21 protein-coding genes and 1 pseudogene are annotated in these 20223 nt (G+C 71.1%); 15 read left to right on the top strand and 7 right to left on the bottom strand.

Annotated elements, in window-relative coordinates:
- Positions 1-2 precede the first annotated feature (2 nt).
- Positions 3-710, bottom strand: coding sequence for a DUF2306 domain-containing protein (locus ACZBH1_RS05685; RefSeq protein WP_463645782.1), 708 nt, complete (start codon positions 708-710; stop codon positions 3-5).
- Between the two features lie 92 nt (positions 711-802).
- Positions 803-2077 carry a phosphoribosylamine--glycine ligase gene (gene purD / locus ACZBH1_RS05680; RefSeq protein ID WP_463645781.1) on the bottom strand — a complete coding sequence of 425 codons (1275 nt, stop codon included), beginning with the start codon at positions 2075-2077 and terminating at the stop codon, positions 803-805.
- A gap of 83 nt (positions 2078-2160) precedes the next feature.
- Between purD and ACZBH1_RS05675 the strand changes: the two genes are divergently transcribed.
- The 3 genes from ACZBH1_RS05675 to ACZBH1_RS05665 are packed head-to-tail and all read left to right on the top strand — an operon-like array spanning position 2161 to position 3391.
- A complete protein-coding gene (locus tag ACZBH1_RS05675; protein WP_336393910.1) occupies positions 2161-2529 on the top strand; it encodes a sterol carrier family protein in 369 nt (122 codons plus the stop codon).
- 39 nt (positions 2530-2568) lie between these two features.
- Complete coding sequence (locus ACZBH1_RS05670) at positions 2569-3036, top strand: hypothetical protein (RefSeq protein ID WP_463645780.1); 468 nt, start codon at positions 2569-2571, stop codon at positions 3034-3036.
- A 7-nt stretch (positions 3037-3043) separates the two neighbouring features.
- On the top strand, positions 3044-3391 hold the full coding sequence (locus ACZBH1_RS05665) for a DUF6232 family protein (protein WP_463645779.1): 348 nt from the start codon (positions 3044-3046) through the stop codon (positions 3389-3391).
- An 11-nt stretch (positions 3392-3402) separates the two neighbouring features.
- On the opposite strand, the gene ACZBH1_RS05660 is transcribed toward ACZBH1_RS05665, so the two are convergent.
- Positions 3403-4014, bottom strand: coding sequence for a zinc-binding alcohol dehydrogenase (locus tag ACZBH1_RS05660; RefSeq protein WP_463645778.1), 612 nt, complete (start codon positions 4012-4014; stop codon positions 3403-3405).
- A gap of 131 nt (positions 4015-4145) precedes the next feature.
- On the opposite strand from ACZBH1_RS05660, the gene purM reads away from it, so the two are divergent.
- From purM to ACZBH1_RS05645, 3 genes are read left to right on the top strand one after another with little or no spacing between them, the layout of a single operon-like run.
- Positions 4146-5312, top strand: a complete 1167-nt coding sequence (gene purM / locus ACZBH1_RS05655; RefSeq protein WP_336393906.1) for a phosphoribosylformylglycinamidine cyclo-ligase — start codon at positions 4146-4148, stop codon at positions 5310-5312.
- A 31-nt stretch (positions 5313-5343) separates the two neighbouring features.
- Entirely contained in the window at positions 5344-6804 is a 1461-nt protein-coding gene (purF, locus tag ACZBH1_RS05650; protein ID WP_336393905.1) for an amidophosphoribosyltransferase, read from the top strand.
- 52 nt (positions 6805-6856) lie between these two features.
- Positions 6857-8086, top strand: a complete 1230-nt coding sequence (locus ACZBH1_RS05645) for an MFS transporter (RefSeq protein ID WP_463645777.1) — start codon at positions 6857-6859, stop codon at positions 8084-8086.
- Between the two features lie 98 nt (positions 8087-8184).
- Here the strand turns inward: ACZBH1_RS05645 and ACZBH1_RS05640 are convergent, their stop codons facing one another.
- On the bottom strand, positions 8185-8382 hold the full coding sequence (locus ACZBH1_RS05640) for a DUF3073 domain-containing protein (RefSeq protein ID WP_194397108.1): 198 nt from the start codon (positions 8380-8382) through the stop codon (positions 8185-8187).
- A gap of 167 nt (positions 8383-8549) precedes the next feature.
- Between ACZBH1_RS05640 and ACZBH1_RS05635 the strand changes: the two genes are divergently transcribed.
- Both ACZBH1_RS05635 and ACZBH1_RS05630 read left to right on the top strand, forming a co-directional pair.
- Positions 8550-9089: a universal stress protein gene (locus tag ACZBH1_RS05635; RefSeq protein WP_463645776.1), complete on the top strand. Its 540-nt coding sequence runs from the start codon at positions 8550-8552 to the stop codon at positions 9087-9089.
- 103 nt (positions 9090-9192) lie between these two features.
- Positions 9193-10518, top strand: a complete 1326-nt coding sequence (locus tag ACZBH1_RS05630; RefSeq protein WP_463645775.1) for an alpha-L-fucosidase — start codon at positions 9193-9195, stop codon at positions 10516-10518.
- A gap of 75 nt (positions 10519-10593) precedes the next feature.
- On the opposite strand, the gene ACZBH1_RS05625 is transcribed toward ACZBH1_RS05630, so the two are convergent.
- Together ACZBH1_RS05625 and ACZBH1_RS05620 are read right to left on the bottom strand one after the other, a co-directional pair.
- A complete protein-coding gene (locus ACZBH1_RS05625) occupies positions 10594-11202 on the bottom strand; it encodes a PadR family transcriptional regulator (RefSeq protein WP_336393901.1) in 609 nt (202 codons plus the stop codon).
- Positions 11202-12191 carry a DUF4097 family beta strand repeat-containing protein gene (locus ACZBH1_RS05620; protein ID WP_336393900.1) on the bottom strand — a complete coding sequence of 330 codons (990 nt, stop codon included), beginning with the start codon at positions 12189-12191 and terminating at the stop codon, positions 11202-11204. Before ACZBH1_RS05620 ends, ACZBH1_RS05625 begins: the two co-directional genes overlap by 1 nt.
- A gap of 167 nt (positions 12192-12358) precedes the next feature.
- Between ACZBH1_RS05620 and ACZBH1_RS05615 the strand changes: the two genes are divergently transcribed.
- Entirely contained in the window at positions 12359-13138 is a 780-nt protein-coding gene (locus ACZBH1_RS05615; RefSeq protein WP_463645774.1) for a MerR family transcriptional regulator, read from the top strand.
- A gap of 82 nt (positions 13139-13220) precedes the next feature.
- Here ACZBH1_RS05615 and ACZBH1_RS05610 read toward each other — a convergent pair whose 3' ends face one another.
- Entirely contained in the window at positions 13221-13385 is a 165-nt protein-coding gene (locus ACZBH1_RS05610; RefSeq protein ID WP_336393898.1) for a hypothetical protein, read from the bottom strand.
- A gap of 207 nt (positions 13386-13592) precedes the next feature.
- Between ACZBH1_RS05610 and ACZBH1_RS05605 the strand changes: the two genes are divergently transcribed.
- The 6 genes and pseudogenes from ACZBH1_RS05605 to ACZBH1_RS05580 all read left to right on the top strand — a co-directional run.
- Entirely contained in the window at positions 13593-14480 is an 888-nt protein-coding gene (locus ACZBH1_RS05605; protein ID WP_463645773.1) for an SDR family oxidoreductase, read from the top strand.
- Positions 14481-14534: 54 nt separating this feature from the next.
- Entirely contained in the window at positions 14535-14801 is a 267-nt protein-coding gene (locus ACZBH1_RS05600; protein ID WP_452323839.1) for a DUF7218 family protein, read from the top strand.
- 66 nt (positions 14802-14867) lie between these two features.
- A complete protein-coding gene (locus ACZBH1_RS05595) occupies positions 14868-15872 on the top strand; it encodes a DNA topoisomerase IB (RefSeq protein WP_463645772.1) in 1005 nt (334 codons plus the stop codon).
- 4 nt (positions 15873-15876) lie between these two features.
- Positions 15877-16290 (top strand): fluoride efflux transporter FluC, encoded by a 414-nt coding sequence (locus ACZBH1_RS05590; protein ID WP_463645771.1) that lies wholly within the window; start codon positions 15877-15879, stop codon positions 16288-16290.
- On the top strand, positions 16287-16658 hold the full coding sequence (locus tag ACZBH1_RS05585) for a fluoride efflux transporter FluC (protein ID WP_463645770.1): 372 nt from the start codon (positions 16287-16289) through the stop codon (positions 16656-16658). Before ACZBH1_RS05590 ends, ACZBH1_RS05585 begins: the two co-directional genes overlap by 4 nt.
- Before the next feature lie 168 nt (positions 16659-16826).
- Positions 16827-19979 (top strand): annotated as a pseudogene (locus ACZBH1_RS05580) (efflux RND transporter permease subunit); the annotation flags it as partial.
- Between the last annotated feature and the right edge of the window lie 244 nt (positions 19980-20223).

Below are 20223 nucleotides of genomic sequence, written 5' to 3'. Positions count from 1 at the left end.
CCTCATGATAGGCGGGCGGCGGTCGGCGCCGACGTGGACCGAGGCCCCGTCCGCCGCGCGCCGGTGCGGGCCCGCCGGCGGATGACGATCTCGGCGACCACGAGGTTGATCACCCACCCCGCGGTCATGAGAAGCGTGTAGCCGACAGGCGTGGGCGCCCCGATCAGCAGCGTGAACGGGAGGAACACGACGACCTGCGTGCCGGCGCCGAGGCCGATCGCGTACGCGCGCGTCATCCACGCGCTGTGCGTGCCGACGTCGCCGCGGCGGATCGCGACGAAGGCGGCCACGATCGCCGCCGCCATCGTGACGCCGAGCACCATGCGCACGGCGGCGAGCCCCGGACCCGTCACCGCGGCCGGCATCTGGTACGACACCGTCATCCACAGCGCCGACAGCGCCGACACCAGCCCGGCCGGCGCGACGATGCGTCCGGCCACGCGGTGCCAGCGCCGGCGCCGCAGCGACGGCGCGAACTGCAGCGCGCCCAGCACCAGGAACACGGTCGAGCCGACGATGTGCGCGACGATCGGCACCGGCGCGTCGAAGAACCGGACGTTGTCGGCGGTCACGCCGGCGGAGGTCGCGAGCTGCGTGAGGCGCGCCGAGCCGGCCGCGACCGGCACGAGGCTCAGGGCGATGAGGCCTGCGGGCACGAGCCACTCGGGCGCGCGCCGCCGGGTGCGTGGGAGGGAGCTGGAGGTCGTCATGCCGCCATGGTGGCGGTGACGGATGCCACGGCACATCGGCCGTCGGGACCGACCGGCCTCGTCCTTTCGGCCGATGCGGGGCCGCGGGCGGGTCAGAGCCCTTCGGCGACCCGGGCGGCGATGTCGGTGCGGTGCTGCCCGCCCTCGAGCTCGATCTGGCCGAGCGCACGGTAGACGCGCTCGCGCGCCTCCATGAACGTCGTCCCGATCCCCACCACGTTGAGCACGCGGCCGCCGGTGGCCACGAGCCCGCCGTCGGTCTCGGCCGTCGCGGCGTGTGCGAGGTGGACGCCCGGCACCGCCGACGCCTCGCGCAGCCCCGTGAGCTCGCGCCCGGTCACCGGCGCGGCGGGATAGCCCTCGCTGGCCACCACCACGGTGACGGCCACGTCGGTGGCGAACGCCGGACGGGGGGAGTCCTCGAGGGTGCCGGATGCCGCAGCCAGCAGCAGCTCCGACAGCGGGTCGACGAGCCGGGGGAGCACCACCTGCGACTCGGGGTCGCCGAAGCGGGCGTTGAACTCGATGACCTTCACGCCGCCGTCGGTGAGGATGAGGCCGGCGTAGAGCAGCCCGATGAACGGCGTGCCCTCGGCATCCAGCTGGCGGATGACCGGTTCGGCGACGTCGCGCGTCACGAGGTCGACGAACTCCCGCTCGCTGCCGAACCTGCCGTCGAGCCACGGCAGCGGCGAGTACGCGCCCATGCCGCCGGTGTTCGGTCCCTCGTCGCCGTCGAGCAGGCGCTTGTAATCCTGCGCGGGGCTCAGCGGCAGCACGTGGTCGCCGTCGCTGAGGAAGAAGAGCGACACCTCGGGACCGTCCAGGTACTCCTCGACGAGCACCGGGCCCGAGGGGAGGTACTGGTCGGCGTGGGCGAGCGCCTCATCGCGGTCGGACGTGACGATGACCCCCTTGCCGGCGGCCAGTCCGTCCGCCTTGACCACGTGCGGAGCGCCGAGCTCGTCCAACGCGGCCTCGACCTCGGCGCGCGAGTACGCCCGCACCGCGCGGCCGGTCGGCACGCCCGCCGCCTCCATGATGCGCTTGGCGAAGGCCTTCGAGCCCTCCAGCTGCGCGGCCGCCTTGCCGGGCCCGAACGTCGGGATGCCGCGTTCGCGCACCGCATCGGCCACCCCGGCGACCAGCGGAGCCTCCGGGCCGATCACGACGAGCGCGATGTCGTTCTCGATCGCGAAGTCGGTGACGGCGACCGGGTCGTTCGCGTCGAGCGATACGAGCTGGGCGTCCTGCGCGATGCCGGCGTTGCCGGGGGCGGCGAAGATCTCGTGCTCGGCCTCCTCGGACCGCAGCGCGAGGATGATGGCGTGCTCCCGCGCGCCCGAGCCGAGAACCAGGATCTTCACGCCGTCCAGCCTACCGAGGGCGCTCCGCCGCGTTTCGGGTCGTCGAGGATTCCGCCGGCACGCGACACGCGTAGCGTGGGGTCGTGGCCCGCAAGATCTCCACCGACGACGGCCGCGCGGCCCTGCAGGCTGTCGCGGCGGCGGGCGCGGCATCCGTCCCCGCCTCCCGCACCGACCGCGCCACGGCCGTGCGCTACCTGCTGCAGCTGCTCGCCGAGAAGGCGCCGGGCAACTCGGTCGAGGTGCGCGTGCCTCCGTTCGGCGCGGTGCAGGTGGTCGAGGGGCCACGGCACACCCGCGGAACCCCACCGAACGTCGTCGAGACCGATCCCGCGACCTGGATCGCAGTGGCGACGGGGGCGGAGCACTGGGCGGATGCCTCCTCCGCCGGCCGCATCGTCGCCTCGGGCACCCGCGCCGACATCTCGCACCTGCTGCCGCTGCGCCCCTGACCCCGAGACGCGCCCGTCCCGCGGTGGGACAATGGCACCATGACCCGCGCGCGCACCGGCGCAGCCGGCGACGACGACCCCGACGAGCACGTCATCCACGAGGAGTGGGAGTCCGTCGGGGTCCGTCGCGCCCCGCGCATCGGGCGGATCATGATCTCGGGTATCGTCCTCGGCCTGGTGACGGCGGGCGTCCTCACCGCGGCGGCCGCCGTGTCCGAGGAGCCGGGCGGCCCGCTCTCCACGGGCGCCTCGGGGTACCTGCGCGTGTTCGGCGTCTTCGCCGTCATCTGCGTCGGGTTCGGGCTCCTCGTCGCGGGCCTCGTCGTCATCGTGCTCGACCGCGTGGTGGGCAGCCGCGGCCGCTCGGTCATCGCGGAGCACGCCACGAGCCTCAGCGACGACCTCGTCTCTCCGGTCACCGACGACGTGCCGCAGTGGGTGCGGGACGCCGAGGACATCGAGACCGACCGGCCCGACGGCCCGAGCGGCCGCCGGCCGAAGGGATAATGGAGACATGCCCGAGCACAGCCAGGACCGCGTCGAGACGCTGCGCGTGCGGCGGGCCCCGAAGATCTCGGTCTTCCTCATCGCCGGCGCCGCGCTGGGCCTGCTGGTCGCGATGATCCTCACCTTCGCCTTCGACGGCACGTCGCAGGTGAGCCCGAACACCGGCGTGGAGTACTCGCAGACCCAGGTGTTCGGCTTCCTGGCGCTCATCTGCGCGCCCGTCGGCATCGTGCTCGGCGCCCTGGTCGCGCTGCTCTTCGACCGTCGATCGCGCCGCCACACGCACGAGGTCTCGGTCGACCACGCGTCGGTGCAGGTCGACCCGCAGTCCGGCGCAGACGAGGATCGCCGCTGAGCTCGGGCTCTTCAGGCCAGCTCGGCGATGATCGGGTGGATCGCCGCGTCGAAGGCGGCGACGTCGCCGCGCAGGCCGTCGGTGACGGCGATCGTGAGGGAGCCGATCCACCACACGCCCCGCTGATTCAGCGGCAGCACCTGGACGTTGAGCTCGAACGAGTGCGCCCGGCGGCCCACCTGCCGCTCGTGCTCGGCGATGGCGCCCGCATAGGCCCGGTAGGCGGTGCCGGTGCTGTGCGACGCCTCTTTGCGGTAGCGCTCGTGGGCGGCCTTCGCGAAGGCCATCGCGTCGGCGGCATGCGGCGTGAACGCGTGCCGCAGGTCGTCGCAGCCCTCGACCGGCAGGGCGAGCGTCATGTCGAACCCGTCGACGAGCGCGAGCGGAACGGGCGACGGGTGCGCCTGCGGTTCGACGGTCATCGCCCAGAACTCCCGCCACTGGCGTTCGAGCGTCGCCTGCGCCTCGTCGGAGCGGTCGTTGGCGCGCAGGGGGATGCCGCGCAGATGGGGCAGCTCCTCAGGAGAGCGGATGCCGAGCACCTGGCGCAGATAGAGGGCGAGGAGAACCGGCTGACCTGCGTCCTCGCGGATCAGCCACTCCGGTGCACCGGTGCCGCCCATGCGGACATCATAGATCCGCCCCGCGACGTCCGGACCGGGGCGCGGGCAACGATCAGGGTGCCGATCGGCGCCGGGGGAGCGGCCCGTAACCCCGGCATCCGCTCCGTCACGCCGCCGGTAGGCTGGTAGCCGTGGCCTCCTCCGAACGCGACGCCCCTTCACGCCCCGAACAGCCGGTGAACCCGTACGTCGCTGCGGGCGTCGACACCGCTGCCGGCGACCTCGCCGTGGAGCTGATGAAGTCGGCCGTCCGCCGCACGCACGGACCCGAGGTGCTCGGAGGGGTCGGCGGCTTCGCCGGGCTCTTCGACGCCAGCGCGTTCAAGGCGTACGACAAGCCGCTGCTGGCCACCAGCACCGACGGCGTCGGCACCAAGGTCGCCATCGCGCAGGCGATCGACAAGCACGACACGATCGGCCAGGACCTCGTCGGCATGGTCGTCGACGACATCGTCGTCGTCGGGGCCAAGCCGCTGTTCATGACCGACTACATCGCCTGCGGCAAGGTGTTCCCCGAGCGCATCGCCGACATCGTCCGCGGCATCGCCGCCGGCTGCGCCGAGACGGGCACCGCCCTGGTCGGCGGCGAGACGGCGGAGCACCCCGGGCTGCTCGGCGTCAACGACTACGACGTCGCGGGCGCCGCGACCGGTGTTGTCGAGGCCGACCGCGTGCTCGGCGCCGAGCGGGTGCGCGAAGGCGACGTGGTGCTGGCGCTCGCGAGCTCGGGCCTGCACTCCAACGGCTACTCGCTGGTGCGCCACATCGTCACCGGCGCCGGCGTGCAGTACGGCGACAACGCCGCCGACTTCGGCGCGACGTGGGGCGAGGCCCTCCTCGAGCCGACGCGCCTGTACACCAAGCCGCTCCTGCGGCTCATCGCCGATCACGGCGACCGCGTGCACGCGCTCAGCCATGTCACCGGCGGCGGCATCGCGGCGAACCTCGCCCGCGTGCTGCCGCAGGGCACGTGGGTCGAGGTCGACCGCTCGACGTGGTCGCCCTCCCCTGTCTTCCGCGTCCTCGCCGACCTGGGCGACCTCGACCTCGAGTCGACCGAGGGCACCTGGAACCTCGGCATCGGCTTCCTCGCCGTCGTGGCGGCCGACAAGGCCGAGGCGGCGGCATCCGCTCTCTCCCTCGGCGGCATCGCGACCTGGCAGGTCGGCGTCGTCCGCGGCGGCGCCCGGCCGGACGGCGAGTGGGAGCAGGGCGCAAAGGGAGTCGACGGCGGCGCGGTGCGTCTCGTCGGCGCCTATTCAGACCACCAGGCGCACGCGAGCCACACGGCCCGCTGAGTCGCACGACCTTACGGAGCAGGCAACACCCATGTGCGGAATCGTCGGGATGGTGGGCCGCGGGTCCGTCAATCAGGAGATCTACGACTCCCTCCTCCTCCTGCAGCACCGCGGTCAGGACTCCACCGGCATCGCCACGGCCGAGCGTCATGGGGTCGTGCACATGCACAAGACGCGGGGCCAGGTGCGCGAGTCGTTCCGCACCCGCGACATGCGCGCGCTCCTCGGTGAGATCGGCCTCGGCCATGTGCGCTACGCGACCAAGGGCACCGCGTCGAATGAGGAGGAGGCGCAGCCCTTCTACGTCAACGCGCCGTATGGCATCGTCATGGTGCACAACGGCAACCTCACCAACACGCGCGAGCTGACCGAGGAGCTGTTCCACAAGGACCGCCGCCACCTCAACACCAGCTCCGACACCGAGCTGCTGGTGAACGTGCTGGCCAACGAGCTGCAGTCCTCGATCTCGGGACTCGAGCTCGACCCCGAACAGGTGTTCCAGGCGGTCACGCGCGTGCACGAGCGCGTCGAGGGATCGTACGCGGCGATCGCGCTGATCGCGGGGTACGGTCTGCTGGCGTTCCGCGATCCGTTCGGCATCCGTCCCCTCATCCTCGGCACGCGCAAGAACGCGGACGGCCACTACGAGTGGGTCGTCACGAGCGAGTCGCTCGTGCTGGAGAACGGCGAGTTCGAGGTCGTGCGCGACGTCGACCCGGGCGAAGCGGTCTTCATCGACCTCGAAGGCAACCTTCACACCCGCCAGTGCGCGAGCGACCCGCAGCTGGTGCCGTGCTCGTTCGAGTACGTGTACCTCGCGCGTCCGGACTCGGTCATGAACGGCATCTCGGTGTACGAGGCGCGCCTGCGCATGGGAGACCGCCTCGCCGACACCATCGCGAAGTACACGCCGCGCGAGGCGATCGACGTGGTCATGCCCATTCCCGACTCCTCGCGGCCGGCGGCGATGCAGGTCGCGCGCAAGCTGGGCGTGGAGTACCGCGAGGGCTTCTACAAGAACCGGTACATCGGGCGGACGTTCATCATGCCGGGGCAGGCGGTGCGCAAGAAGAGCGTGCGGCAGAAGCTCAACGCCATGTCGACCGAGTTCAAGGGCAAGAACGTGCTCCTCATCGACGACTCCATCGTGCGCGGCACGACGTCGAAGGAGATCATCCAGATGGCGCGGGATGCCGGTGCCAAGAGCGTCACGTTCGCCTCGGCGGCGCCGCCGGTGCGCTACCCGCACGTCTACGGCATCAACATGCCCTCGCGGCACGAGCTGGTCGCGCACGGCCGGACGATCCCCGAGATCGCGCAGGAGCTGGGCGCGGACTTCGTGGTCTACCAGGAGGTCGACGACCTGAAGGCCGCGATCCTCGAGGGGTCCGACGTCGAGGATCTCGACATGAGCTGCTTCGATGGCCGGTACATCACCGGCACCGTCACCGACGAGTATCTCGCGTGGGTGGAGGGCTCCCAGGAGAGCTGAGCCCGTCGGCCGGCGCGCCGAGGGCATCGGCGCCGGCTCTAGGGTTGTACGAGTGACATCGTCCCCTGCCCGCCCGCTCTGGCAGGGGCGAACCCTCGCCCTCGTCGGCATCGTGCTGTTCGCGTTCTCGCTGCGGTCGGCCGTGGCCTCGCTGTCGCCGCTCTTCGACCACATCTCGGCGGACTTCGCGCTGCCGGCCGCGGTGATCGGCCTGATCGGCACCGCCCCGCCGGTGTGCTTCGCCGTGTTCGGCCTGCTCACCCCGGCGCTCGAGCGCCGGTTCGGGCTCGAGCGGCTCGCCGTGGTGGCGATGGCGGTCGTGGCGGTCGGCCTCGTCGCCCGCAGCCTCGCGCCCAGCTCGGGGCTGCTGCTGGCCGGCACGGCGTTCGTCTTCGCGGCCGTCGGGACGGGCAACATCCTGCTGCCGCCGCTCGTGAAGCGCTACTTCCCCGACCGCATCGGGCTCATGACGACGGTGTTCTCCACGACGATGGCGGTGTCGACGTTCCTGCCCGCCCTCGTCGCGGTGCCGGTGGCGGATGCCACGGACTGGCACGTCTCGCTGGGACTGTGGGCGGTCTTCGCCCTCATCGCGACGATCCCGTGGATCACGCTGGCGCTGCGCCGCCATGCCGACGGAGCCGACGATGACATCGAGCAGGCGAGTCCTCGCGTGTTCGGGCGGATGTGGCGCATTCCGCTGGCGTGGGCGCTGCTGGTCGCGTTCGCCGTCTCGAGCACGATCGCCTACACCTCGTTCGCGTGGATGCCGAAGATGCTCGTCGAGATCGCGGGCGTCACCCCGGCCACGGCGGGCGCGCTGCTCTCGCTCTTCGGGTTCATGGGGCTGCCGGCATCCCTCGTGGTGCCGCTGCTGGTGACACGTCTGAACGCGACCCGCGCGCTCTTCGGCGTCGCCGTCGTCACCGGCTTCGCCGGCATCGCGGGCCTGCTGTTCGCGCCCGCAGCGGCGCCGTGGCTGTGGGTCGTGCTGATCGGGCTCGCGCCGCTCCTGTTCCCGGTGGTCCTCGTGCTCGTGGGGCTGCGCACGCGCACGCACGAGGGCGCGGTCGCTCTCAGCGGGTTCGTGCAGAGCGGCGGCTACGCGATCGCCGCGCTGTTCCCGGTGGGCATCGGCCTGCTGCACGACGCGACCGGTTCGTGGACCGGCCCCCTCATCGTGCTCGCGTGCGTCGTCGCCGCCGCCATCCCGGCGGGCGCGGTGGCGGCGCGGCGGCACACCGTCGAAGACGACTGGTCCCGGCGCCACGGCGCGTGGTGACCGCGCCCGGATCGTCCCCGAGCACGACGAACCCCGCGCACCGCAGCGCGCGGGGTCGTCTCAGAGCGCGGTGAGGCGTGACCGCCTCGCACGAGCGCTCAGGCTTGCGACGACGAGACGGGCGAGGTCTCGTCCTCGTCCTCGTCGTTGTACTGGTCCGCCCACTTGTCGACGTACTCGTCTTCGCTGTGGTGACCGAGCTCGCGCTCGAGCGCCGAGTAGTTCACGCTGTACGTGTCGTACTTCAGCTCTCGGGCGATCTTGGTGTGCTTCGCCTTCTGACGGCCACGCCCCATGCGAGACCCCCTCATTTAGAGTCGCGGGCTTTTCTGCGGGCTTTCCGCCGCGCAACCCGGGCATTCACGAATCCGGCTTCGAGCCGGTAAGAGTAGCATTCAGGATAACACGGAGCCCCCGCACCCCGGCGGTTCCGGCCCCAGTGGTGCGGGAGGAGCACGGACGTATGACCGACGAGGCATCCGAGCCCGAAGTCGACGGCAGGAGCAACGAGAGCCTGCACGGGGCGGTGATCGCGGGAGTGATCCCCGACCAGTCGCCGCGGGTCCTCAAAGAGGCCGCGCGGTACGCCAAGCTCCTCCGGGCGCCGCTGGCGGTCGTCCACGTCGACGTCACCCGCTTCGTCACGTACGAGGACCCCGACGGCTACGTCCACTCGGCCCCCATCGACATGAACATCACCGGTGGCGAGGGCGACCTGACGAACGTCCAGGATGCCGCGGCAGCCGTCCTCGCCGACTCCGGCGTGGACTGGACCGTGCGCCAGCTCGTCGGCGACCCGGCGATGGCGCTCAAGCACCTGGCGGACGAGATCGACGCCCGGCTGCTCGTGGTCGGCACCCGCAAGCGCGGGTTCGGTGAGTCGGTCCGCGAGTTCTTCACCGGCTCGGTCGGCGCCCGCCTCGCGCATCGGCAGCACCGCCCGATCCTGGTGGTGCCGCTGGGCGAACCGGTGCCCGACGACGAGGAGATCTGGCCCGCCTGACGCCCGTCGGTCCAGCGCCGGGCCATCCTCGAAAGAGCGGATGTTTAGGCCGCGCTGTTGACTCGCTTTCCCGATATGTCCAAGATTGAGGACGATACATCGGATGAAAGTCGAGGATGCCGTGACCGATGAGAGCTGGGACGATCTGTCGCGCCCGCTGCCCGAATGGTTCGCGAAGGCGAAGTTCGGAGTCTTCATCCACTGGGGTGCGTACTCCGTGCCCGCGTGGGCCGAGCCGATCGGCGCGCTCGGCGAGGTGCCGGACGACCAGTGGTTCGCCCACAACCCGTACGCGGAGTGGTACTTCAACACCATCCGGATCGACGGCAGCCCGGCACAGGAGCATCACCGCACCGTCCACGGAGATGCACCGTACGACGACTTCCTCGACCAGTGGAAGGCCGAGCGCTTCGATCCGGGGGCGTGGGCGGAGCTGTTCGCCCACGCGGGGGCGGAGTACGTCGTACCGACCACGAAGCACCATGACGGCATCGCGTTGTGGGACGCCCCCGGGACGGCTTCGCGCAACACCGTCCGGCGCGGCCCGCAGCGCGACCTGATCGGCGCGATCGCGGACGCGGTCCGCGCGAAGGGGATGCGGTTCGGCGTCTACTACTCGGGCGGGCTCGATTGGTCGGTGAGCGATCTGCCGCCTCACCGGTCGGGCCCGGAGGTGCACTCGATTCGTCCCAACGACGCCGCGTACAACTACTACGCGCTCGCCCACGTACGCGATCTCATCGACCGCTATCGCCCCGACGTGCTGTGGAACGACATCGACTGGCCCGACGCCGGCAAGCATTTCGGCAAGGACGGGCTGTACGAGCTGTTCGCGCAGTACTACGAGGCGAATCCCGAGGGCGTCGTCAACGACCGGTGGGGCGATACGCATTCCGACTTCGCGACCACGGAGTACTCGGCCGGACGCGAGAACGAGGCCAAGGAGGTCTGGGAGAACAACCGCGGCCTGGGGTGGTCGTTCGGATACAACCAGCTCGAGTCGCCCAAGGAGATCCTGGACTCGACCAGTCTGGCCAAGCACTGGATCGACGTCGTGGCCAAGGGCGGCCGGCTGCTGCTGAACGTGGGGCCCACCGCGGAGGGGATCATCCCGGAACTGCAGCAGGAGTCGCTGCGCGGGTTCGGCGACTGGAAGCGGGCGGTGGCCGAGGCGTCCGAGACCACGATCCGCCGCGAGAGCCCGCAGTCGTCCGATGGGCGCTGGATGCGGGAGTGGTGGACGCCGTCGGAGCGCATCGTCTTCCTCGACGGGACCGGCGACCACCGGCTCGGCCGTGACAGCGTGGACTTCGACCGCTCCCGCGTGCTGTCGGGCGACCTGGTGGTCGAGCGCGACGGCGACGACGCGATCCTGCGCGTCGGCGGCGTCGACGGCGGCCCGGCGGCGGTGGCGTTCGCGCGGCGCTGATCGGGGCGCACGCACGACGAGAGGGTGGGCTCCCGGGACGGGGCCCACCCTCTCGCATTCAGCGGATGCCGCGGCTCAGCCTCGCAGCGCGCGTGTCACGTCGCGCGCGATGCGGTCGAGCTCGCCGGCGACCTGGTCCACCACCGTGGAGGCGAGCTCGCCGCCACGGGCGACATGGACGCGGACGTCACCGCGCAGGTTCGCGCGGAACTCGTTCACGAGCGCGTCGAGCCGCTGCACCTGCTCACGGCTGCGGACGCGCGGGTCGTCCTCGCGCGGACGCTGCGGTGTGGTCTCGCGCTCCTCGCGGGAAGCGGCGGCGAGATCCGCCCGCAGGCTCTTCATGGCCTCGCGGACGCTGCCGCGCACCTCGTCGGCGATGAGCCGCACCGAGTCGGCGAGACCCGCCTCGATGCCCTCGAGCTCGCCGGCGCGGGCCTGCACCTCGGCGTGGCCTGCCTCGGTGATCGAGTAGACGGTCTTGCGGCCGTCGACGGACTTCGTCACGAGGCCCTCCTCTTCGAGCTTCGCCAGTCGCGGATAGATCGTGCCGGCGCTCGGGGTGTAGGTGCCTCCGGTGCGGTCCGACAGGGCCTGCATGATGTCGTAGCCGTGGCGGGGCCCTTCATCGAGCAGGTTCAGCAGGTACAGGCGCAGGTCGCCGTGGGAGAAGACCGGGGCCATCACAGCTCCTCCCGGTCGGCGCCGGCCTCGGCCTGCCGGTCGGTTCCGAACGGGGTGTCCGCGGTGCTGTCGCCGCCGTACGCCTCGGCCGGAGCCTCGGATCCCGCGACGGGAGCCTGAGCGGCCGGCGTCGTGCCGACGGAGGCCGCGGCCGGGGCATCCGTCATCTGGGCGGCCGCGCGGCGGAGCACGGTGATGTCGCCCGAGACGCTGTGGGCCCGCACGTCGGCGAAGTTGCCGCTCAGCTCGCCCACCGAACCGGCGTAGTTGGTCGTCGGGCCGGTGCCCTGGCCGGAGCGCACGACGCCGTCGATCTGCACGCGGCCGCTGACGCTGCGGATGACGTAGTTGGCCGGGTAGCCCTCGTCCAGCCGCACGGTGGAGCTGCCGCTGACGGTGTTGAGACCGACGGAGTGGATCTCGCCGGTGGAGTCGACCAGCACGGAGCCCGACACGGTGTCGACGGTGGCCTTGCGCAGCGAGCCGGTCGCCGCGACGTCGCCCGAGACGCTGTTGGCGTTGAGGCCGCCGACAAGCCCGCGCACCTGGACGTCGCCCGAGACGGCGTTGACCGAGAGGTCGCCGGTGAGGCCGTCGACCAGGATGTCGCCGGAGACGGTGTTCAGTGCGGCGCCGGCCTGGAGGCCGGTGACGAGGGCGCTCGCGCTGACCACGCCCAGGGTGAGCGCGACGTCGCGGGGCACGGCGACGCTGATCTCGGCCTTGGGACCGCCGGCGCCGAAGTTGCGGAACACCTCGAGGAAGTTGTCCCAGCGCAGCTGCGGGTGGTCGATCTCGACCTGGTCCTCGGTGACCTCGATGCGGAGGTCCTTGACGGTGACGTCGTGCACCTCGATCCGGATGCCCGGCTCGTCGTGGGCGACGACGTCGACCTGTCCGCCGACGAGGCCGATCTTGAGCGAACGAACGGCTTCGATGTCGATGACGCGCGTCTCGCCCGGGTGGATGATCCACTTCTCCAGGGTCATGGCTGCTTCTCCTGCCTGTCTGGGGTATTCGCGATATATCGCGTGTCTGAAGAGTAACACGATATATCGCGACCATGTCAAGAAAGTACAGCGATCATTCGGCTTGACCTTGACGCAGCGTCAACCTTTACCGTGATCAGGGACGGCACGAGAGAGGGGAAGACGTCATGACGGATCACGAGTGGTCGATCCAGCAGATCGCCAAGCTCGCCGGAACGACCAGCAGAACGCTGCGTCACTACGACGACATCGGGCTGCTCGCGCCGTCGAGCGTGGGCCACAACGGCTACCGCCACTACGACCAGGCCGCGCTCGTGCGCCTGCAGCGCATCCTGCTGCTGCGCCAGCTCGGACTGGGGCTGCCGCAGATCGGAGAGGTGCTCGATCGCGAGGCGTCCGAAGCGCACGCGCTGGAGACTCACCTCGCGTGGCTGCGGCAGGAGCAGGACCGGCTGACGCGGCAGATCGCGTCGGTCGAGAGCACGATCAGCGCATTGAGAGGAGGTGAACGACTGATGGCAGAGAACATGTTCGACGGCTTCGACCACACGCAGTACAAGGACGAGGTCGTAGAGCGCTGGGGCACGCAGGCCTACGCCGACAGCGACCGGTGGTGGCGCTCGATGAGCGCGCAGGAGAAGGCCGCGTGGCAGCAGCGCGTCTCCGACCTCGGCCGCGACTGGATCGCCGCGGCGGAGTCCGGCGTCGCGCCCGACAGTGACGAGGCGCAGGCGCTCGCGAAGCGCCACGTCCAGTGGCTGACGGGCGTGCCCGGCACGCCCGCGGCGACGCCCGGTGGCGACGTGAGGGGCTACGTCCTGGGGCTCGGGGAGATGTACGTCGCCGACCCGCGCTTCGGCGCGAACTACGCGACGAGCTCGGGCGGCACACACGGTGCGGAGTTCGTCCGCGACGCGCTCCGCGTGTACGCGGAGGCGAACCTGTAGTCCCGCGCGGACCCCGTAGACAGGCGGATGCCGCGGCCAGCTCTGGCCGCGGCATCCGCCGTCTACAGCTCAGTGGGTCGGGTCAGGCCCTGCGGTTCCCGCTGATCACTCGGAACAACCACACGATCAGCGCGATGACACCGACGATGATGGCCACCCACAGCAGCCAGTTCAGCGCGGAGTTCAGACCGCCCACGATCGCAAGGATGATCGCGACGACGATGATGATGATCAAGGCGAGGTTCATGAGATCTTCTCCTTCTGCGTGTCCGGTGCAAGGGGATGCAACGGATGCCTTGTGGGCACGGTCTCACAGTGGCACTGGTGACCGCTCCTTCGCAGGGGGTTGACGGCGTGTCGGCGCCGGTGATAGTCGCAGGGCCTCGTGTTAAGGCCGTCCGCCGGGGAAGTCAACCCCCGTGAACGCGCGCACGCGCGGCCCTAGCGTGCGGGTATGAGTTCATCGGCGCCGCAGGACCCCACGACCGCGCACCACGACGAAGGCTTCCCGGCTCAGCAGCAGGACCAGCCGGGGCTCACCGGCAAGACGCGTCCCGAACCCGATCACGGCGAGGATTCGTATCGGGGCGCTCAGCGCCTGACCGACCGCCGCACGCTGATCACCGGGGGCGACTCGGGCATCGGCCGCGCGGTCGCCGTCGCCTTCGCCCGCGAGGGCGCCGATGTGGCGCTGGTCTACATGCCCGAGGAGGAAGAGGACGCGCAGGACACCGCGCGCGTCGTCGCCGACGCCGGCCGGCGGGCGCTGACCCTTCCCGGCGACCTTCGCGAGGAGCAGTTCTGCGCCGACATCGTCGAGCGCACCGTCCAAGAGCTCGGGGGACTCGACGTCCTCGTCCTCAACGCGGCGTACCAGAAGGACCGCGACGGCATCGAGACGCTCGAGACCGCGGAGATGGAGCGGGTGTTCCGGACCAACCTCTTCGCGCAGATCTTCACACTCCGTGCCGCCGTGCCGCACCTGAAGCCGGGCGCCTCGATCATCCTCACCACGTCGGTGCAGGCGTTCAACCCCTCGCCGGGCCTCGTCGACTACGCGATGACCAAGGCCGCTCAGGTCGCGCTCGTGAAGGCGCTGGCCGAGGAGCTGGGGCCCAAGGGCATCCGCATCAACGGCGTGGCGCCCGGTCCGATCTGGACGCCGCTCATCCCCGCCACCGGCTGGGACGAGGAGCGCCTCGCGTCGTTCGGGCAGGACACGCCGCTGGGCCGCGCCGGTCAGCCCGCGGAGCTCGCCGGCGCGTACGTGTATCTCGCCTCGGACGTGTCGTCGTACACCTCCGGCGCCATTGTCCCGGTCACCGGGGGAAAGCCGCTCTGAGCGGGCGGCCAGCACGTCCGCATCCGAGCGATGCGGCGAGGGAAGGAGGAAGCGATGCCTCGAGGACGCGGATCCAACCTCAAGGATCCCGAGCTGTACGAGGAGCTCCGCAAGGACGGAGCGTCCAAGGAGAAGGCGGCGCGCATCTCGAACGCGGCGGCCAACCAGGGCCGCAAGACGGTCGGACGCCGCGGCGCCCAGGCGACGAACTACGACGACCGGACCGTGCCCGAGCTGCGCAGGCGCGCGAAGGAGCTCGGCCTCTCGGGCTACTCGGGCAAGAAGAAGTCCGAGCTCGTCGAGATGATCCGGAACCACTGACGATGTGGCCGCCGGGCCGACCGGGCAATGCGCCGGCCGGCCCGGCGGTCGGGGGAGACTGAGCACATGCCGAAGCTCACGCGTGTGCGCCCCTTCCACGACCCCGGCTTCCGGCGTCTGCGAGCCGGGTCCGGCTTCCGGTATCTCGACGCGAAGGGCCGCACGCCCGGGCAGCGGCACCTGGAGCGGATCCGGGCGCTGGTCATCCCGCCGGCCTGGCAGGACGTCTGGATCAGCGTCCGCGACGACGGCCACATCCAGGCGGTGGGGACCGACGACGCCGGGCGCCGGCAGTACATCTATCACCCCGCCTGGACGGCCGGCCGCGACCGGGGCAAGTTCGCCCGCGCCCTCGCGCTCGCCGAGGCGCTGCCCCGCGCCCGCGCACGCGTCACCACCTCGATCCGCCGGGACGACCTCGATCGCGAGCGGGTGCTCGCCGTCGCCTTCCGGCTGCTCGACAACGCCGCACCCCGCATCGGATCCGAGCGCTACCTCGCGCAGAACGGCAGCCGGGGGCTCACGACCCTCCATCGACGGGATGCCTCCGTCGAGGGCACCGTCGTCACCCTCACGTTCCCGGGCAAGAGCGGCAAGCTGCAGTACCTCGAGATCGACGACGCCGACCTGGCGGCGGCGATCGAGCTGCTCGTGCCCGGGCGCCCGCGCTCACCGCTGCTGGCGTTCAACCGCGCCGGGCGCCGCGTGCCGCTCACCCCCGCCGAGGTCAACGCCTACGTGCGGTCGCTCACCGGCGGCAAGTTCACCGCCAAGGACTTCCGCACGCTCCGCGGCACGATCCTCGCCGCCGAAGCGCTCGCGCACATCGGCACCGTCGACACCAAGACCGACCTCAAGCGCGCCGAGGTGCTCGCGGTGCGCGCCACCGCGGAGGCCCTCGGCAACACCCCGGCGGTCGCCCGCGGGTCGTACATCGATCCCCGCGTCTTCGTCCGCTACCGCGAGGGCAACATCCTGGACCTGTCCAGGACGCCCGAGTCGGCGATCCGGTCGCTGCTGCGCCCGGTCCGCAGCGATACCGAGCCGGAGGACGTCGCTGAAGTAGCGTGAGTGGATGCCCCAGCCCGTCGATGTCCGCGTGCTCGCGGTCACCGTGGCGGGCGGGGCGGTCGGCGTGCTGGCCCGGACCGCGATCGTCCTGCCGGTCAGCGACCCCGCCGCCGTGCCGTGGGTGACGCTCGGCATCAACGCGGCCGGCTCGCTGCTCCTGGGCATCGTCGTCGGATGGCTCGACGGGCGGCGTCCTCTGCTCCGCGGGTTCCTCGGCACGGGCGTGCTCGGCGGGTTCACGACCTACAGCGCATTCGCGGTGGCGACGGCCGCGTGGGCGGCGACGCCGTGGCTCGCTTCGGCGCTGGCCGCTGCATCCGTCACCGCCGGCGTCGTGGCAGCCCTCGTCGGCCTGTTCCTCGGACGCCGGATCGCCGACGCCCCCGGCCGCATCGAGGCACCCGAGGACGCCGAATGAGTCCCCTGCTGCTGGTGGTCGCCGCGGCCGGGGGCGTCGGGGCGGGCCTTCGCTACCTCGTCGACCGCCTCGTCACGCCCGCCGCGGGGGCGCGGTTCCCGGTCGGCATCCTGATCGTCAACGTCTCGGGGTCATTCGCGCTCGGCGTACTCACCGGGCTCGGCGCGGCGGTGGCGCCCGGGCTGTCCCTCGCCCTCGGTGCGGGGCTGCTGGGCGGGTACACCACCTTCAGCACGGTGTCGGTCGAGACGGTGCTGCTCGCCGAGCGGCGGCGGTGGCGGGATGCCGCGCTCAACCTCTTCGGCACGCTCGCGCTCACCGCGGTCGCCGCCGGGCTCGGGCTGCTGCTCGGCTCCGCGGCGGCGTGACCCGTCGACCGGCACTCAGGGCGCTCACATGAGAGCTGCATGAAATACTGACACCCGATACATCTTCGTATCGTGCCGGCTCCTGCCGCCGGATCGAGTGCGGTTCCGCGCGAAACGGGGACCGTATCGAGATCATCCGTCGCACCACTTCACCCAGCGAAGGCACCTGTGTCCAACCTCGCCGTCCTGAGCCTCAAGAACCGCGCGCTCATCGCGCTGATCACGATCGTCGCCGCCATCTTCGGCGGCCTGGCGCTGACGAATCTCAAGCAGGAGCTCATCCCCTCGATCGAGTTCCCCGCCCTCATCGTGGTGTCGACCTACCCGGGCGCGTCGCCCGAGGTCGTGAGCAACGACGTCTCAGTGCCGATCGAGAACGCCATCCAGGGCGTGCCGGGGCTCGAGACCTCGACGGCGACCAGCACCACCAACGCCTCGATCGTGCAGGCGTCCTTCACCTACGGCACGGATCTCGCCACCGCCGAGCAGAAGATGACGCAGGCGATCAACCGCATCAAGAGCCAGCTTCCCGAGAGCGTCGAGCCGAACGTCATCTCGGCGAGCATCGACGACTTCCCCGTCATCCAGCTGGCCGTGACCGGCTACGACGACGAGGAGGCGATCCAGTCGCAGCTGGAGGCATCCGTCATCCCCGACCTCGAGGACGTGGCGGGCGTGAACGCGGCGCAGATCGTCGGCGGCGTCGGGCAGCGGATCACCATCACGCCCGACCAGGCGGCGCTCGCGGCCGCCGGGTTCACGCAGCAGGCGATCAGCGACGCGCTCGAGCAGAACGGCGTGCTGTTCCCCGGCGGCGAGATCACCGAGGGCGACGAGACGCTCACCGTGCAGACGGGCGCCAAGATCACGACGGTCGACGAGATCGCGGCGCTGCCGCTGGTGCCGTCGACGCCGGAACAGGCGCTGGCGGGGGCGACGACGATCGCAGACGTCGCGACGGTCGCCGAGGAGGCCGACCCGGTCACGACGGTCTCGCGCGTGAACGGCGAGCCCGCGGTCACGATCGCCGTCACCAAGCTCCCGGCGGCCAACACCGTCGACGTCTCGCGGGGGGTGCTGGCGATCCTGCCCGACCTCGAGGAGTCGCTGGGCGGTGCGCAGTTCACCGTCGTCTTCGACCAGGCGCCGTACATCCAGGAGTCGATCGACACGCTGGCGAAGGAGGGCCTGCTCGGCCTCGTCTTCGCGGTGCTCGTGATCTTCGTCTTCCTGCTGTCGGTGCGCTCGACGCTCGTCGCCGCGATCTCCATCCCCACCAGCGTGCTCATCACGTTCGTGGGCATCCAGGCATTCGGGTACTCGCTGAACATCCTCACGCTCGGCGCGCTCACGATCGCCATCGGACGCGTCGTGGACGACTCGATCGTCGTCATCGAGAACATCAAGCGCCACTACGTCGGCGACGCCGACAAGCGCAGGGCGATCCTCCGCGGCGTGCGCGAGGTCGCCTCGGCCATCACGGCGTCGACGATCACGACCGTCGCGGTGTTCCTGCCCATCGCCTTCGTCGGCGACGTCACCGGCGAGCTCTTCCGCCCCTTCGCGCTGACCGTCACCATCGCAATGACCGCGTCGCTGTTCGTCGCGCTCACGATCGTGCCGGTGCTGGCGTACTGGTTCCTCAAGCCCGGCAAACCGATCCTCGACGAGCGTGGCGTCGCGATCGACCCGGAGGACCCTGCGGCGCCGCCCAGCCGCCTGCAGAAGTCGTACCTGCCGATCCTGCGCTGGACGCTGAAGCACTCGTGGGTGACGCTGGGACTCGCGCTGCTCGTGCTCGCCGCGACGATCGCCGCGGCGCCCTTCATGAAGACGAACTTCCTGGGCGACTCCGGCCAGAACACGTTCACCATGACGCAGGAGATCGGCCCGGCGCCCTCGCTCGAGGCCGAGAGCGCGGCCGCCGAGGAGGTCGAGGAGGTGCTCCTCGGCGTCGAGGGCGTCGAGACCGTCCAGGTGTCGATCGGCTCCAGCGGCTCGGCTCTGCGCGACGCCTTCTCGGGCGGCGGCAGCGGCATCACCTACTCGATCACCACAGACCCCGGTGTCGACCAGGTCGCCCTGCGCGAAGAGGTGCAGGCGGCGGTCGCCGATCTCGAAGACGCCGGCGAGATCACCGTCTCGACGGCGGGCGGCGGGTTCGGATCGAGCGACATCGAGATCGATGTGACGGCGCCCGACGCCGACACGCTGCAGACGGCGACGGATGCCGTCGTCGAGGCCGTCGACGCAGCCGAAGGCGTCGGCCAGGTCTCGAGCAACCTCTCGGCGTCGCTGCCGTACATCGCCGTGACGGTGGACCGCGAGCGGGCCGCCGAGCTGGGCCTCTCGGAGGTCGCCGTCGGCGCGCTGGTGTCGAACACGATGCAGCCGCAGTCGATCGGCTCGGTCGAGATCGACGGCACGTCGCTGACCGTGTACCTCGCGGCGTCCGAGACGCCCGCGTCGCTGGACGAGCTGCGTCAGCTCCAGGTGCCGAGCGCCACCGGACCCATCCCCCTCGAGGAGGTGGCGACCGTCGAAGAGAGCGAAGGCCCGACCTCCATCACGACCGAAGGCGGCCGGCGCACCTCGACGGTGACGGTGACGCCGTCGACCGACGACCTCGCCAGCGCCTCGGCCGCGGTCACGACCGCGCTGGAAGACGCCGACCTGCCGGCATCCGCAGACGCATCCCTCGGCGGCGTGGTGACGCAGCAGCAGGACGCCTTCACGCAGCTCGGCCTGGCGCTTCTGGCCGCGATCCTCATCGTCTACATCGTGATGGTCGCGACGTTCAAGTCGCTGCGCCAGCCGCTGCTGCTGCTGATCTCGGTGCCGTTCGCGGCGACCGGCGCCATCCTGCTGCAGATCATCACGGGTGTGCCGCTCGGGGTCGCATCGCTCATCGGCGTGCTGATGCTCATCGGCATCGTCGTCACGAACGCGATCGTGCTCGTCGATCTCGTCAACCAGTACCGCGAGAAGGGGCTGTCGGCCCACGACGCCACGATCGCCGGCGGCTCGCGCCGTCTGCGCCCGATCCTCATGACCGCGCTTGCGACGATCTTCGCCCTCACTCCGATGGCCCTCGGCATCACCGGCCAGGGCGGTTTCATCTCGCAGCCGCTCGCGATCGTCGTGATCGGCGGCCTGGTGTCGTCGACGGTGCTGACGCTCCTCGTGCTGCCGACGCTCTACAACCTCGTCGAGGGCGCGAAGGAACGGCGGGCCGAGCGCCGCCGCGGACGTGACGGCGGTCCCGGGCCGGACGGCGAGGGTCCCGCCGGCGGGACGGATGCCGCGGCCGTGCCGGCGCTCGTCGGCGCGGGCGCTCCGGCGGGCGAGGCCGATGGCAGCGGCGAGATGGCCGCGGGCGGAAGCGCTGCCGGAGCCGGTGCCGCTGCCGCCGCCGCGGCGGCGTTCGAGACGCGACGCCAGCGCCGTCTGCGCGAGTCCGCGGGCGCGGTGTCGACCGATACCTCGGAGATCGCGGTGCCCGTCATCGAGGAAGGGCCCGACATCGAGGTGTCGGATGCCACGCCGGCGCCCGCCGGCGCGGCAC

The sequence above is a fragment of the Microbacterium sp. ZXT2-5 genome, assembly GCF_055329545.1.
This window is presented reverse-complemented; position numbering and strand designations above follow the sequence as displayed.

Coding starts and splice junctions, on each gene's coding strand:
- ACZBH1_RS05605 (WP_463645773.1), top strand. CDS start 13,593: ATGAGTTCATCGGCGCCGCAGGACCCCACGACCGCGCACCACGACGAA.
- ACZBH1_RS05595 (WP_463645772.1), top strand. CDS start 14,868: ATGCCGAAGCTCACGCGTGTGCGCCCCTTCCACGACCCCGGCTTCCGG.
- ACZBH1_RS05615 (WP_463645774.1), top strand. CDS start 12,359: ATGACGGATCACGAGTGGTCGATCCAGCAGATCGCCAAGCTCGCCGGA.
- purF (WP_336393905.1), top strand. CDS start 5,344: ATGTGCGGAATCGTCGGGATGGTGGGCCGCGGGTCCGTCAATCAGGAG.
- ACZBH1_RS05620 (WP_336393900.1), bottom strand. CDS start 12,191: ATGACCCTGGAGAAGTGGATCATCCACCCGGGCGAGACGCGCGTCATC.
- ACZBH1_RS05685 (WP_463645782.1), bottom strand. CDS start 710: ATGACGACCTCCAGCTCCCTCCCACGCACCCGGCGGCGCGCGCCCGAG.
- ACZBH1_RS05660 (WP_463645778.1), bottom strand. CDS start 4,014: ATGGGCGGCACCGGTGCACCGGAGTGGCTGATCCGCGAGGACGCAGGT.
- ACZBH1_RS05635 (WP_463645776.1), top strand. CDS start 8,550: ATGACCGACGAGGCATCCGAGCCCGAAGTCGACGGCAGGAGCAACGAG.
- ACZBH1_RS05640 (WP_194397108.1), bottom strand. CDS start 8,382: ATGGGGCGTGGCCGTCAGAAGGCGAAGCACACCAAGATCGCCCGAGAG.
- ACZBH1_RS05630 (WP_463645775.1), top strand. CDS start 9,193: ATGAAAGTCGAGGATGCCGTGACCGATGAGAGCTGGGACGATCTGTCG.
- ACZBH1_RS05600 (WP_452323839.1), top strand. CDS start 14,535: ATGCCTCGAGGACGCGGATCCAACCTCAAGGATCCCGAGCTGTACGAG.
- ACZBH1_RS05610 (WP_336393898.1), bottom strand. CDS start 13,385: ATGAACCTCGCCTTGATCATCATCATCGTCGTCGCGATCATCCTTGCG.
- ACZBH1_RS05670 (WP_463645780.1), top strand. CDS start 2,569: ATGACCCGCGCGCGCACCGGCGCAGCCGGCGACGACGACCCCGACGAG.
- ACZBH1_RS05625 (WP_336393901.1), bottom strand. CDS start 11,202: ATGGCCCCGGTCTTCTCCCACGGCGACCTGCGCCTGTACCTGCTGAAC.
- ACZBH1_RS05665 (WP_463645779.1), top strand. CDS start 3,044: ATGCCCGAGCACAGCCAGGACCGCGTCGAGACGCTGCGCGTGCGGCGG.
- ACZBH1_RS05590 (WP_463645771.1), top strand. CDS start 15,877: ATGCCCCAGCCCGTCGATGTCCGCGTGCTCGCGGTCACCGTGGCGGGC.
- ACZBH1_RS05585 (WP_463645770.1), top strand. CDS start 16,287: ATGAGTCCCCTGCTGCTGGTGGTCGCCGCGGCCGGGGGCGTCGGGGCG.